Raw genomic sequence first — 13,367 nt, forward strand, 5'->3', positions numbered from 1 at the left:
AATAACAGATGGATGTTCTTTCCGGGTCTCAAATGAATCACAACTGCCAATAGTATGATTATTCAGGGTGAGCGTTTCTGTTCTAGTCGGATTTAAATTTACAATCCAGAACCGGTGAATATTGCATGGGCATCTTGGCCGCAGTCGCGCAGATCAACAGCAAGGATCTCAATGTTCAGGAAATCGAAATCAAGCCGCCACAACGATGAAATTCGGATAAAGATCGCCAATACGGGCGTTTATCATACGAATATGTTGGCCCGCGATGCTGGAGTAGCGATTTTTCCTTCTGCTGCAGTTTTAGGTCACGGGGGCTCCGGTGTCGTCTTCGAAGTCGGGATGACCTGCCCCCAGTAGGTGGTTCAGTGCTCAAGTTAGAGCACGGCGGTTAAAGCCATCCATCTGGACTGACCGGAGCGCAGCGTCGGGCAGTTCAGTTGGACAAGGCAAGATTGTTTGTGGTGCGGGTGGTTTACCGCCCAATGAGCTGTACGGTCTCACGGTATTGTAATGCTGTCTCCAGCGTTCGATCACGATAATTGCCTCCTTTAGACTGTAGAAGTTTCTCCGTTCAGCAGCTCATCGCGGAGTTTGCCGTTGAAGCTCTCGTTATAGCCATTCTCCCATGGGCTACCCGGTTCGATGTAAAGTGTTTTGACACCGATCCGGCCCAACCAGTCGCGCACAGCGTGGGCGGTAAACTCAGCGCCGTTATCTGATCTGATATGCGCTGGCGGCCCGTACCGGGTGAACAACTCGGTGAGAACAGCCAGCACATCATCGCTGTTCAGTTTGCGCTGCACATAGATGGCCAGACACTCCCGGCTATGCTCATCAATGACGGTGAGCATGCGGAACGCTTTGCCATCATGGGTGCGGTCGGCGACAAAGTCATAGCTCCAGACATGCCCCTTATACTGCGGCCGGAGCCTGACGCAGGAGCCATCATTAAACCATGGCCTTCCCCGCTTTGGTTACTTCTTCTGTACTTTCAGCCCTTCACGTCTCCAGATACGTTCCACCCGCTAGGCGTTTACATGCCAGCCGAATGATCTCAGCCGTTAGCGGTTTCTCATCCGGTCTGACCACAGCCCGTCTGCGCTGGATAGAACGGTGCTGACCGATAACCCTGCATCTTTGCGACGTGAAGGGTTTAATACTTTCCCTCAACCGCCTCTTTCAATATCAGCGCATCCAGCGTCAGGTTGGAGACGGCTTTCCTGAGTCGCTGGTTCTCTTACTCCAGCTCCTTGAGCCGCCTTAGCTTGGCTAACTTTCAGACCACCATATTCATGGCGCCAGCGGTAATAGCTCTGCTCCGATATACCAAGCTCCCGGCATATCGATCCCGTCTTCTCTCCCTCGGCAAGCCGAACCTCAGCTTCCCGGCGCATCGCAATTATCTGTTCTGCCGTATATCTTTTACGTGCCATCCATCTTTTCTTTCTCAAGACAAATAGCCGTATCTCTAACTCTCAAGCCGGACCACTTCTAAGGGGGGAAGGTCACCGCCCGGTTTCGGTCACCAGAACTGATTGGTTGAGAAATGAGATCAATCACCAGGAGAACTCAAACGCCTACTTGTTTTGAACGGCCACGTGCCTCAAATTGTCTGACGACAGGCAACTATTCGCAAAGCGTAACCCAGTAATTCACCGCCGCGTTTCTGATCGCTTATGCTCGGCTTTCGACGATTCAGAATGCTGAAAAGCGTGCCGCCGCGACAAATGACTACTTGGCAACGCGCAAAGATGTTGACGCTGGTAGAGTGATGATGATGGGACGATCACTTGGTAGCTATCACTCTGCATTTGCTCTGACAACACCCCACTATCGGGTATTTGCCGCCAGTTTAGAATTATCACCGGATTCATCTGGCGTTTCGTCATTCTCCCATCGCGAGACAGCGACCACGGCAACTGCATTACCAAGTACATTGGTCCCCGACCGCCCCATATTAAGCAGATGGTCGACGCCAAGAAGCAGCAATATACCTCCTTCAGGCAACCCGAATTGAGGCAACACTGCTGCTAGTGCGATTAGAGAGCCTCGGGGAACGGCGGCTATTCCCTTGCTCGCGAGCATCAGCATCAGCATCATGACAATAATCGTGCCGAGCGGCATATGGATACCATAAGCTTGGGCGATGAAAAGCGACGCGAAAGTGCAATAGGTCATCGAAGCGTCGAGATTGAAGGAATAGCCCAAAGGAAGGACGAGGCTAACGATTCGTGGCGGCACTCCGAAACGCTCCAGCGCGTTCAGCAAGCGCGGGTAGGCCGCTTCGGAGCTTGAGGTTGAAAAGGCTATGGTTGCCGGCTCGCGTAACAAACTTAACAGCGACGGCAAGCGCCCGCGCAGCATTAGCCAGCCGATAACGACTAGCACGGCAATTAATACGGCTAATGCCATGTAGTAGCCAATCACAAGCCATGCGAGGGAGCCCAGCACCGAGATGCCTTCCTTTGCGACTGTACCAGCGACCGCAGCGAAAACACCGAGCGGCGCGAACAGCATGACATAGGTCGTGATCGTCAACATGAGATCGGCAAGTTCCGATATAGATCGACGAAGCGTTGCCGCGCGTTCGCCCATCGCCGATAGTCCTAGGCCTGCAAATACCGAAAAGACGACGATCTGAAGAATGTTATTGGTAGCCAGAGCGTTGACTACGGATATTGGGAATGCCCCAGTGATAACGTGCTCAGCCGATAGCTCGGAGCCCAGCGCCGCATCGCCCATGTCCAAGGGCAACGGGATGTCGAGACCGGCACCGGGCTGCAGTAGCAAGGCCATCGTCGTGCCTAGGCCCAACGAGATCACAGACGCTCCCAGGAACCAAAGCATCGCTTTACCGCCGACGCGCAGTACCGATTTCCCATCACCAAAACTGGCGATACCGCTGGTCAGCGTCGCGAAAATCAGCGGTGCTACAACCATCTTGATCAGGTTGAGGAAAACGGTGCTGATTGTGCGGAACACCGTAGTAGCGCCTTCAATAGTAGCAGTTTGCGCCGTTGCGTTGAGTACGAAACCAACGAGCGCGCCGAACGCCAAAGAACCAAAGATGATCCATGAAAAACGCTTTGGATTTGATATCACTGAATTCCCCGTCTGTCTTGCCTGCGGTGATCATTTTGATCCCGATGATCAACCTTATCAGGGAATGGTGTAGACGGAATCACGCAGGCGCGTCGCTTGTGTTGCGTATCGTGCAACAGGGGCTAAATGTTACTTTGCGGATTGGCTGGTCGGATTGGGTGGGGCTCGTTCGCAAATCGCTGGCGGATCGGTTCAATTTTGGCGCGCGGTCGATCAGAAACTGATTTTTTCTGCACGGCTTCGGTCAGTTCGCTGAGAAAACCGATAAGCGAATCCTGCGGATCCCCTGTTCCTGATATCACCGTAATTCCCCACTGCTGAAGCACAGCGGTCTGAATAGGATCAGGATTTGCGGTGAATACATAAACGCCGGGTCGCTCGCGTTCGCGTCCAGATTCGCGCCATGTTTGCCACAGCCGGTAAAGTAGAAGCCGGATATTGAGATCAGATACGCTATAACCGATGAACAACAATGTCCGCCCCAATGCATCGGCCTTAAATTTAATGTCGAGCGGAGATTCAAATGCCAACCTTTTAAAATAGTCGGTTTCAGCGATGACGAGCGTGGAATCGTCAGAAAAATCACCATGGAACTTAACGATCTGGGTTTTCTGACCATCAATGGCAATTAAGTCGTGCGTATTCGCGATTTTCAAATAGGGGCGTTCGTGAATTTCATATGCAACTTCGAGTGTATTATCGTAATTTGTCGTGTAAATTATCGGAAAATCGCAATCAAGAATATAGCGATGCACCACCGAATTGGCGACGTCGTCGTGCGAAACGGCCCATGTCCGGTCCATCCAGCTTCGTAGCGGGCCGATGCTGCCCTGTTTCAGGCGATAATATTCAGCTAACGTATGATAAGTAACCTTTGGATCAACCGCAGTCAGCCCCAGCTCCGATTGGAGATGTTCCACTAGTTCAGACCAGGATGGCAAGCCCACGCTCATCGAAACGCCCGCGCCCGCGAACAGCATCGCGCGGCGATTACGGATTGCGTCCGCTAACTCATCGAGATTTGCGTTCATAACTGTTCTGCCTATTGGATTGGTTGGGCCAAATTAGGCTAAATCGGAGAGTATGCAACCCGCTTCTTTCTCCATCTATCCCAGCCGCAACCTATTTTCCTGCCGTTCTAGTGCGGCAAAGACACTGGACCGGACTACAGCAGAGGATTTCGGATTTAGCGGTTCAGGCTGGCTGGTCATCTGCACTTTCAAGGTGCAACTGCTAATCCGGGCTTCAAGCTCTGCCACATTACCGACGCCGTTAGGATCGGCAACTAGCTCGACCTTTGTCTGTTCAAAACCAACGCCGCTGAGCGCGACGCTCGCTGCCAGATTTGCGTTTTTCGGAAACATTAGCGCAGCTTCGCGTGCCGAACCGCGAAAAAAAACCGTAGGCTTGTCCAGCGCATCCAAATCGAACTGATCTTCGGCTGGAGTATCCCGCCATGCATTTGCTGGTTTCGTCGATCGATAGGTGACAGTCGCAGGCCTCGCACGCGACAACGCCATTAACCCATCAAAACCGGCAAGAGCACCCGAAGGAATGATAATTTTTGACTGACCGATGTCAGCTGCACACAGAAAGTCGTCGTATGTTTTGGGGTCGGCAAGGATTCCTGACGACAGCAAATAAAGATCGCTACCATTTCGCAGAATTTCCGCGCCGAACTGGAGAGCAGATGCATGACCGGCTGTTTCCACGACCGCATCGGGCGATTGCGCTAAAACCTCTCCGAGATCATCCGTAATTGCAACGTTTTCGGATAAAAGTTGCCGCAGCGCTGGAAAACAATCGCGCCGCGAACAAACGGAATCAAGTACCCAACCCGACGGTGCACGTTGCATCCAGTCTATGGCTAGTGAAGTCCCTATTGTCCCCATTCCGAATATCGCAGCACGCTTCATTAGGCTCCGTGTCCTTGTCTCGAGTAATCAAGAACGATCTTTCGTGGAAAGCGATGCAATGCGATAGTACAGTGAGTGATGTACCCCGTTGCAAACTACGCAACACCGGCAATCCTCTGCCAGGCTTGCTCCGCATGCATTGCGGAGGCTTTAATATCAGCGATCAGCCTCAATTGAATGGCGCAAAGTATCGATAAAAAGTCGCACCAAGCGAGGAATGCGTTGCTGTTTATATACAATCAGATCAAGCGTACTTTCCTTGAATGCGTCCCCTTGCAAGGGGATGCAGTGCGCGCGACCCGCTTGCTGCTCACGAAGCGAAGCGCCCTTCGGCAATACCGCAATACCCGCTCCCGACCTGACAAAATCACGCAACGCCTCAAACGAATTACTTTGCAAATGGGGTTGCAATCGCACGCCCGCTTCGGCGAGAGCAATGTCAAAAATGCGTCGAACACGGAAATCGGTACTGGGAAGCGCGACTGGGTAATCGTTGATTTCTGCCAGCGATATTTCGGAATTCTGCGCGAGGGCGTGATCGTAGGGAACGACCGCGAACACGGGCTCGGGAACGCGCGCGACGGTCGCAATCATGTCGCTGGGCTCGGCACAAAGGGTGATGCCGACATCACAATTTTGTTGGCGTACCGCCTCCAAAACCGCCGGGGCGGGAACAATCTCAAATTCGAAGTGCACATGCTCATACTGTTTGCTGAATTCAAATATAGCCTGAGCAGGGCCAGCCGATACCACGCTTTCCACCATAGTTAACTTGATCAGTCGCTGGCTTCCGCGCAGGTCGTCGAGATCGGCGCGCAGAGAGTCAAAACCAATTACAACGTCTTCAGCATAGTCAGAAACCAATCGCCCAGCATAGGTGAGCTGAAGCCCGTTGACCTTTCGATCAAACAAGGCCGTGCCCATTTGCCGTTCCAGGATCGCGATTTGACGACTGACTGAAGAGGGCGCGAGTCCCAGCGCGTCTCCCGCCTTTCGTATCGAGCCATTTATTACGACACTACGGAAAGCACGCAATGGATCTGGGAACATGTTTTCGCCTCCATAAGGGGCCCCATGTATGAAGCGTGACACTGTGGGTTGCAAGTTGTGCGCTGCAATATATTAGGGCGGCTAAGGGAAGTGAGTGCGAAACCTCGTTGCTGAATCACGCTATCATAAAACGGAAAATCAAAAGAGGTCACGCGGTTATCTGCGTCGGAAACCGGCTGACAACTTTACACCCCCGTTGCGCATTACGCAACAGGGGCGATTGTTCTTGGCTCTGTTTTACGCGTTTCGATTAGGGGAGCTTTGTCAGACGATAAAAAACGAAATGTTTTGGGGCAGGAGGATGTTGGGCAGCGGATCAACCATAAGGGGGAAACCAACATGGCTAAACACAAAAAGAGCATATATACCGTAAGATCATTTGGCAATCATGCCGCAGGGGCGCCCGGTCGGCTCCTTGCAACAGCGAGCTTGATCGCAATTTTGTCAGTGCCCGCCCACGCGCAAACAATCACGACGCCGGATGAAGACAATGTAAATGAACCAGCTGAAATCGTTGTGACGGGGTCACAGATTCAGCGCAGCGGCTTTGAAGCAGCGACCCCGACAACGGCAGTCGGAACGGCTGATCTTGAGCGCGTCGCAGCACCCAATATTGCAGATGCAATCAACCAATTGCCGGCACTACGTTCGGCATTAACACCGTCGACTTCCACGGCACTTTCGAACGCCGCGGGTGGAAACTTCCTCGATTTGCGCGGCATAGGATATTTGCGTACACTGACATTGATCGACGGAAAGCGCTATGTACCGACGACCACAACGGGTGGTCTTAATATTAACGTCATTCCCCAGGCCATGATCTCATCCGTTGACGTGGTGACCGGTGGTGCATCGGCGGCTTATGGGTCCGATGCTGTGGCAGGCGTCGTCAATCTAAGAATCAATTCCACGCTGGAAGGCTTTAAGGGGAGTCTTCAGGGCGGAATTACGGACCACAATGACCATCGCAACTATCTGGCCTCGATGGCCTATGGAACGTCTTTTGGAGGTGGGCGTGGTCATTTTGTAATCGGCGGAGAGGCTGCAACGAACAGCGGCGTCGGCGCGCTGAGCGACCGTAGCTGGGGGAATGCTGGGGCGATACAAAACCCCGCCTATACAGCAACCAATGGCGAACCCCAATACCTGCTCGTTTCAGATGCGCGTGCATCAAATGGTTCAGTGGGAGGCGTCATCAACTCGCCTTCAATACTCCAAGGGATTCAATTCGACGATAACGGAATGCCGGTTCCTTTCACCTATGGCGCAAATGCGACCGGCTCACAGATGGACGGCGGAGACGGAATTCCCATAAACGGCGTTCGCGTTCTTGAAAGTCCGATCGAACGTTACAGTGCTTTTGGCAGACTAACGTACGAAATTTCCTCGGACATCACCGCGTCTGCAGAATTTGGATATGCGAGCACAGAAGTCAAAACGGGCAGCAACCTTCGCGTTGATCAGATTACCATCCAAGCAGACAATGCTTATCTGCCAGAATCGATCAGTGCGATAATGCAAGCCGAAGGTATTTCATCCTTTACAATGGGGCGTGGCTTCGAAGATTATGCTCAAGGGTTGTTCGACATTCATTCGCAGACTTGGCAAGCGGCAGTCGGGTTGGAGGGAGCGCTAACAGACGATTGGACGTTTGATTTCTATGGCGCGCTTGGTCAGTCGAAAGTGGCTACTCGCTACACGGAGGATCGGATTACCGATCGCTGGCTTCAGTCGGTTGATGCGGTTGTCAATCCCGCGACGGGCGGCATCGTCTGCCGGTCAACGCTGACAGACCCGACTAACGGATGCGTCCCCGGGAATTTCTTTGGCTACGGAAACGTAAGCGAAGCCGCAAAAACCTGGATGAATGGTGAATCGATTCGCGATTGGGACATCAAGCAGCAAGTCGTCGCGCTTACCGTTCGCGGTGAACCCTTCGACACCTGGGCTGGACCGGTGTCATTTGCAGCGGGTGGCGAATATCGCCATCAATCAGTCGATGTCACGTCCGATGAGCTTTCAATCGCCAATGCATTCCGAATCGGTAACAATAAGCCGTGGAGTGCCTCGCAGAATGTGAAAGAGGGCTTTGTCGAAGTTGTGGTGCCGCTTGCGCTCGATGAGAGCTGGGCTCAAAACCTCGACCTAAATTTGGCGGGTCGCATCACCGATTATAGTACATCTGGAACCGTTTACACGTGGAAGGCAGGTCTCAACTACAAGGTGAATGACACGATCCGCTTCCGGGCAACGCGCTCACGCGACATTCGGGCGCCAAGCTTGGATGAAATGTTTGCTTCAGGAAATAATTTTACGCCCACGATCAATGATCCGGTACTCGGAAGCACATATAGTGCCCAGAATTTGATAACCGGAAACCCTGATTTGACTCCGGAAAAGGCCGATACATTTACCGCGGGTATCGTTCTTACACCTGATTTCATTCCAGGCCTGCGGATGTCGATCGACTATTACAGCATCAATTTGAAAGATGCTATCAACACCCTTAATGCGCAATCGATTGTTACGCGTTGCTATACTGATACGCCGCAAGTTTGTTCATTGATAACCCGGGCAACGCCAACAAGCCAGATCACTCTAGTGCGCACCGCGCCCGCGAACTTTCAGAGGACCGAGACCGCAGGTGTCGACTTTGAACTGGCCTACTCCTTTCCGCTCGGAGCCGGTAACGTCGACTTGCGCACATTGGTGACCTATATCGACAAACTTGACCTCGTGGATGGTTCCACGACGACAAGATTTGCCGGCAATACCGAAGTTACAGGAACGGCTGGTATTGGTGGGGTTCCACACTGGCAGTCGAATTCAACGGTGAGCTATTCAACGGATGATTATCGGATGAGTTTGACAGGACGTTCTGTCAGCGGGGGCATTCTGACCCAAGATGATAATATCGATGTGAAACGCGTTAGCGGCCGATTGTATTTCGATCTTTCGGGTGAAGTCACCTTGTTGGACAGCGGAAGCAAGCGTTTAGTGTTGTTCGGAGGAATCCAGAACCTGATGGACAAGGATCCGCCGCTAACCCAACTCGGTACCGCGCGCACGATCTATGATGTGATAGGCCGTGTATATACTGCCGGCGTCCGCGTTCGCTTCTAACTCGACAATTAACCGCTCACAATATGTACACAGGGCGACCTAACAATTGGTCCGCAAAATGCGGACACCAAAAAGGAAAAGTTATGAAAAAGAATTTGATGCTATTAGCCTGTGCCGCTGCGCTTACTTCGTTGCCAGTTCAAGCACAAACAGCCACGGCATCCGCTTCGTGGATTACGCTACCTGAAGCCAATCCAATTGCCACACCCGACAGAGTAAAAGTCAAGAATTTCCTGCCGGAAATGACGTGGAAGGAGGTTGAAGACCTGTTGACGCGCACCGACATGGTTATCGTACCCATTGGAGCGATCGAACAGCATGGCCCTCAAGGGCCACTCGGAACCGATTATTTGAACGGTACCGAAGTCGCCAAGCTTGCCGCACAATATACCGATGTTCTGGTTGCGCCAATCTTAAATGTCGGACAATCGCCTTATCATTTGGCTTTTCCCGGAACAGTAAGCCTTTCATCGGAGACGATTCAGGCGGTTTATGTCGAAGCGATCAAAAGTCTGATCGGCCAAGGTTTCAAACGTTTTCTGATCCTCAATTCCCACGGCGGGAACCGGGCCACAACGAAATTCATTGTCGATCGCATCAATCAAGAAACACCTGGCATTGCAGTTGATTTAGGAGAGGCTTCTCAGCCGTATATGAAGCCTAACAAGAGCAAAGCTCCAAAACCCTTTGACCGTCATGGTGGCGTTAGGGAAACCAGCCGTACGATGTATCTCCATCCGGAATTGGTCGACCTCGCGGCATCTAAGCAGACAAAATTGCACATGCCGGACCACTTGACTGCCTTGATTCCCGATATCGAAGCGGGCGACCCCACCGCAAACCTGATCTTCCTAGTCGAGGCATTAAAGGCCAAATCGACGGGGAAGGGAACCGCCGCCGACGAGATGACCGATACCGGTGTCTGGAGCGAACTGGACCCTGCGACGGCTACAGCAGAGGCGGGTCGTTTAGACATCGAAGTAACGCTCAATGCCATTGTTCAGTTCATTGACCGATGGAAAGAGTTACGTCCGATAGGCTCCAAGTAAAATATGCAGGCGATCCACTCGCCATTAATTTGGCAAATGCAACCGAAGCTTTTCGGCAGCGAATATGCTTCGGCTACCGTTAAGAAAATTACCGCATCTCTGCCAAAACGTAACTAGAACGGATGGTGGTCGCCATGATGGCGGCCGCCATAACCGAAATCATCGCTATTTTCGGCACTATGCGTCCTAACCGACACGAAAGAAGCCTACTGCAAGTCAGAATGAGATTTCTCGGATGTGTCCGATGTCCCGTTGTTCAATACCCAAAAAGAGCTTGTCACCAAAATGCAACGCCGAACCCCGGGGGGGATGAAAAAGGACCATGCCGGAAAACTTCAGCGCCCGGCGAAGAACGAACACTTATTTCCGTTTGCAAGGATCAGCTCAAGGGAAGTTTAATGCGTCCGCATACCCCATCCATGACACGAAGAGGGCTCCTCGCTGCTTCCGCTGGGGCCGGCTCGCTCTTCGTCTTTGCCGGACAACGCTTCCTATCCAACGGCAGCGGGCTAGCCGTTGCGGTCGCAAGCTTGCCTAACTCTCTCATTACGGGATTCTCGAGCTTCTCCTCGTTGTCGGTCATAATGCAAATGCTCGAGCCTCTTGTTACGCGCAACGCTGCCGGAATCGCAGTGCCATGTCTCGCAACCCATTGGGAAATGGATGGCGATTCCTCGTGGATATTCCATCTGCGTGAAGGGGTGAAATTTCAAGACGGCAAGCTTTTTAGTGCCGAAGACGTTAAATTCACGTTTGATTATATCCTTGATCCGGGAAATAATTATGGTGTCCGCACACGAATTTCCCGAGTTACGGGCGTTGAGGTGGTCGACGATCTGACGGTAAGGATTACGACCGACGGTCCGTTCCCCACGATGGTCGCTGGATTGACCAATGTGGCGATAGAACCCAAGCATTACTTCGAAGCGGTTGGACGTGACGGAATGACGGCCCGACCCATGGGAACTGGCCCGTTTATCCTGGATCAATGGACGCCCGGCGAGATGATCACATTCAATGCCTTCCCGGACTACTGGGGTGGTATGGCATCTACCGCGCGGCTGGTTCTCCGTCAGTTGCCAGAAGGTTCAACGCGGGTTTCAAGTCTGTTGACTGGCGAAATTGCAGTGGCTGAAGAACTGCCTATCGACCTGCTGAAAATTATAGATGAGTCTCCGGCAGCGGAAGTAGAAGCGGCTGAATCATCAGTCGGCCTAATTCTGACATTCGATACCCGTATAGAAGAATTCAAGGATCCGAGAGTGCGACGCGCGCTCAATCATGCGGTAGACAAGCAGACTATTCTCGACCGGCTGCTAATGGGCCGCGGCACGGTCCTTCAGGGGCAGATGATCACCAGCAACACTTTCGGCCATAATCCCGAACTGGAGCCCTTCGCGTACGCGCCCGACAAGGCAAGGGCTCTTCTGGCGGAGGCCGGTTATCCAAGCGGGTTCGACACCTCTATCACGACACGGACCGGAAAATATATGGCCGATGTCGACATCTGCAATGTCATTGCAGCCATGTTTTCCGAAATTGGCGTACGAACCTCGGTCAACATTGTTGAACAGGGTGTATATTCCAAGATGGCAAACGCGCGGGACATGGGCCCAATGCACATGGTCGGCTGGCACAGCCTCGGCGATGCCGATTTTGCAATGACTTGGTTTACCAAGGCGTCTGGACGTTCTTTTTGGGATAACGAAGAATTCGAAGCGTTGTTCGTCGCAGGCCGTTCCTCTGTTGATGAGAACGTGCGTTTGGCTGCTTATCACCGCATGACTGAAATCATGAACGAGCAATGCCCCGCCATCTTCCTGTTCGGCCTACCTGCTGTCTTCGGCAAGTCGAGCAACCTGAAAGACTGGAGCGCAACCCCTGACATGATCTTGCGCATGCATAATGCCAGCCTCTCTTCACCCACGTAACCTCCATTTAGGGCAAACGGATTCAGCAGCGCCCCCCATTGACCAAAAGGAAAGTAAAAACCTATGAAAACTGCTCTGACCGCCATGGGGGATCTCCCCCGCCTGTGTGCCACATTAGAGGACAGCCCATACGATGCAATTATCGCCAGTTCGCCGGAGAACATCCGGTATACCGCTGACGTGATGATCGACTCCGTAAAACACATACGGGACCGCCTTGCGTTTGTGGTTTGGCCCAAGGGGCGTGATCCGGTTTTGATCCTCTGCCATATTGATGAAGCCTACGTACGTCAAAAAACGTGGATTCAGGATGTCCGTGGATACCGGGAATTCTTTGTAAATCCGATCGATCTTTTGGTCGATGTTCTATCCGAACTCGGTTTGGCAAACGGTCGTGTTGGGATGGAATTAGAGTATTTTGCAGGAAAGTATCTCCAGTCACTGGAAAAAAAGTTGCCTCAACTCTCTGTCGAACCCTGCGATGAAATCTTTCGAAAGGTGCGTTCTGTCAAGACAGCACGCGAAATCACGGCGCTGCAAGAGGCATTCCGCGGCACAGAAAGGGCGATGTTCACAACGTTTTCATCCACTCAAGTAGGCGAAACTGAGTACAGCCTTTCTCGCCGACTGGCCGATGCCATCATTGGATCCGGCGCAGAAATGGTTGCTTTCAACTTCATTAATGCAGGAGCCAACACCGGCTTTCCCCATGCCGCGCCCACTGATTATCAGGTGCAGAAGGGCGATATTGTGAAAGCCGACAGTGGCGGCTGGTATTCCGGTGCTTATCCATCCAATGTCGGTCGCACTGCCAAGATGGGCAAGCCCACCGCGCAGGAAGCCGACGCTTGGAAGAGCTTACGCGAGATCCATCACACTGTCGCAGACATGTTGCGCCCCGGCAATACAGGCGCAAAAGTCTTCGACGAAGCAGTCCGGCTGCACGAAAAACACGGGCTGCCCTTCCCTTTCGCGCACAATGGACATTCAATCGGGCTGGAACTGCACGAATATCCTATGATCAAACCCCACTCAATTACCCCATTCGAGCCAGGCATGGTCTGTACGGTAGAAACCCGAATCCGGAAACCCGGCGAAATAGGTCTGCACATGGAAGACCTCTATCTCGTTACAGATGGTAAGCCGGAGCTTTTATCGGATGCTTTCGACAACGAAGAAATTTTGGTCATCTAACC

The 13,367-nt window shown here is 52.5% G+C and carries 8 protein-coding genes and 1 pseudogene; 4 read left to right on the plus strand and 5 right to left on the minus strand.

What is annotated here, in order from left to right:
* Window positions 1–369: 369 nt before the first annotated feature.
* From ACHZCJ_RS07820 to ACHZCJ_RS07840, 5 genes and pseudogenes are all read right to left on the minus strand, one after another.
* A pseudogene (locus ACHZCJ_RS07820) lies at window positions 370–1,433 on the minus strand (IS3 family transposase).
* A 397-nt stretch (window positions 1,434–1,830) separates the two neighbouring features.
* Window positions 1,831–3,102 (minus strand): dicarboxylate/amino acid:cation symporter, encoded by a 1,272-nt coding sequence (locus tag ACHZCJ_RS07825; protein WP_321325352.1) that lies wholly within the window; start codon window positions 3,100–3,102, stop codon window positions 1,831–1,833.
* A gap of 122 nt (window positions 3,103–3,224) precedes the next feature.
* Window positions 3,225–4,133: an SIR2 family protein gene (locus ACHZCJ_RS07830; protein ID WP_321325354.1), complete on the minus strand. Its 909-nt coding sequence runs from the start codon at window positions 4,131–4,133 to the stop codon at window positions 3,225–3,227.
* A 75-nt stretch (window positions 4,134–4,208) separates the two neighbouring features.
* Window positions 4,209–5,018, minus strand: a complete 810-nt coding sequence (locus tag ACHZCJ_RS07835; RefSeq protein WP_321325357.1) for an aspartate dehydrogenase — start codon at window positions 5,016–5,018, stop codon at window positions 4,209–4,211.
* 156 nt (window positions 5,019–5,174) lie between these two features.
* Entirely contained in the window at window positions 5,175–6,068 is an 894-nt protein-coding gene (locus ACHZCJ_RS07840; protein ID WP_321325359.1) for a LysR family transcriptional regulator, read from the minus strand.
* Window positions 6,069–6,329: 261 nt separating this feature from the next.
* Between ACHZCJ_RS07840 and ACHZCJ_RS07845 the strand changes: the two genes are divergently transcribed.
* From ACHZCJ_RS07845 to ACHZCJ_RS07860, 4 genes are all read left to right on the plus strand, one after another.
* Window positions 6,330–9,191 carry a TonB-dependent receptor domain-containing protein gene (locus ACHZCJ_RS07845; protein ID WP_394700074.1) on the plus strand — a complete coding sequence of 954 codons (2,862 nt, stop codon included), beginning with the start codon at window positions 6,330–6,332 and terminating at the stop codon, window positions 9,189–9,191.
* 83 nt (window positions 9,192–9,274) lie between these two features.
* Window positions 9,275–10,240 (plus strand): creatininase family protein, encoded by a 966-nt coding sequence (locus tag ACHZCJ_RS07850; RefSeq protein WP_321325363.1) that lies wholly within the window; start codon window positions 9,275–9,277, stop codon window positions 10,238–10,240.
* Between the two features lie 398 nt (window positions 10,241–10,638).
* Window positions 10,639–12,171 carry an ABC transporter substrate-binding protein gene (locus ACHZCJ_RS07855; RefSeq protein ID WP_321325366.1) on the plus strand — a complete coding sequence of 511 codons (1,533 nt, stop codon included), beginning with the start codon at window positions 10,639–10,641 and terminating at the stop codon, window positions 12,169–12,171.
* Window positions 12,172–12,234: 63 nt separating this feature from the next.
* Entirely contained in the window at window positions 12,235–13,365 is a 1,131-nt protein-coding gene (locus tag ACHZCJ_RS07860; protein ID WP_321325368.1) for a Xaa-Pro peptidase family protein, read from the plus strand.
* The last annotated feature ends 2 nt before the right edge of the window (window positions 13,366–13,367 follow it).

Source organism: uncultured Parasphingorhabdus sp. (assembly GCF_963677535.2).
Taxonomy (GTDB): domain Bacteria; phylum Pseudomonadota; class Alphaproteobacteria; order Sphingomonadales; family Sphingomonadaceae; genus Parasphingorhabdus.

What these genes read in the sequence shown, in the direction of transcription:
- ACHZCJ_RS07830 (WP_321325354.1), bottom strand. Translation starts at nt 4,133, where the DNA reads ATGAACGCAAATCTCGATGAGTTAGCGGACGCAATCCGTAATCGCCGC.
- ACHZCJ_RS07840 (WP_321325359.1), bottom strand. Translation starts at nt 6,068, where the DNA reads ATGTTCCCAGATCCATTGCGTGCTTTCCGTAGTGTCGTAATAAATGGC.
- ACHZCJ_RS07835 (WP_321325357.1), bottom strand. Translation starts at nt 5,018, where the DNA reads ATGAAGCGTGCTGCGATATTCGGAATGGGGACAATAGGGACTTCACTA.
- ACHZCJ_RS07860 (WP_321325368.1), top strand. Translation starts at nt 12,235, where the DNA reads ATGAAAACTGCTCTGACCGCCATGGGGGATCTCCCCCGCCTGTGTGCC.
- ACHZCJ_RS07850 (WP_321325363.1), top strand. Translation starts at nt 9,275, where the DNA reads ATGAAAAAGAATTTGATGCTATTAGCCTGTGCCGCTGCGCTTACTTCG.
- ACHZCJ_RS07855 (WP_321325366.1), top strand. Translation starts at nt 10,639, where the DNA reads ATGCGTCCGCATACCCCATCCATGACACGAAGAGGGCTCCTCGCTGCT.